Raw genomic sequence first — 831 nt, 5'->3', positions numbered from 1 at the left:
CCGGTGCTGACCGTCACCGGGGCGGAGCGCGAGGTGCAGATCAAGCTCGACGTCGCCGATGCGGGGCTCGCCGAGCCAGGCGCCCCGGTGGAGATCACTCTCCCCGGCGGCGACAAGGTCAAGGGCAAAGTCGCTTCCCTCGACCGCAGCGTCGGTTCGGACGAGAAGGACCAGGGCGGCGGGCAGGATCCGCCTGCCAAGGTCACCGCGCGGGTGACCTTCGCCGATCCGACGCAGGTCAAGGGCATCGACCAGGCCCCGGTCACCGTGGATCTCAGGGGTGAGACGCACGAGAACGTGCTGACCGTCCCGGTCAACGCGCTGCTCGCCTTGCCCGCCGGCGGCTTCGGCGTCCAGGTGGTGGAAGACGGCAAGGCCCGTGAGATCCCCGTCAAGCTTGGCCTGTTCGGGCAGGGCAGGGTCGAGGTCAGCGGATCCGGCCTCAGGGAAGGCATGAAGGTCGGAGTGCCCAGCACATGACCGCCGTCGTCGAACTGAACCAGGTCACCAAGGAGTACCCAGGCGGGGTCGCCGCGCTGCGCGGGGTGGATCTGCGCATCGAGCGCGGGGAACTGCTCGCCATCGTCGGCCCGTCCGGGTCGGGTAAGTCCACCCTCCTGCACATCGTCGGCACGCTGGACCGTCCGACCGCCGGCACCGTCGCCATCGCGGGTCACGACGTCGCGGCCCTCACAGACCGCCGGCTGTCCGCGCTGCGCGCCCGGCACATCGGCTTCGTCTTCCAGTCCTTCCACCTCGTGGCGGGGGTCAGCGCACAGGACAACGTCGCCGAGGGCCTGCTCTACTCCGGCCTGCCCCGGGCCGAGCGCC

1 protein-coding gene and 1 pseudogene are annotated in these 831 nt (G+C 70.8%); both read left to right on the top strand.

Features of this window, described 5'->3' with window-relative positions:
* Positions 1-480: pseudogene (locus ACLJT4_RS42470) on the top strand (efflux RND transporter periplasmic adaptor subunit); the annotation flags it as partial.
* Positions 477-831 (top strand): ABC transporter ATP-binding protein (locus ACLJT4_RS42465; RefSeq protein WP_411130519.1); only part of this gene is annotated, 355 nt, incomplete at its 3' end. The pseudogene ACLJT4_RS42470 and the gene ACLJT4_RS42465, both read left to right, overlap by 4 nt.

This window comes from Streptomyces sp. x-19, from assembly GCF_046549115.1.
Lineage (GTDB): Bacteria > Actinomycetota > Actinomycetes > Streptomycetales > Streptomycetaceae > Streptomyces > Streptomyces albulus_C.
The sequence above is the reverse complement of the archived record's forward strand: the minus strand, read 5'-3'. Positions and strand labels throughout refer to the sequence as shown.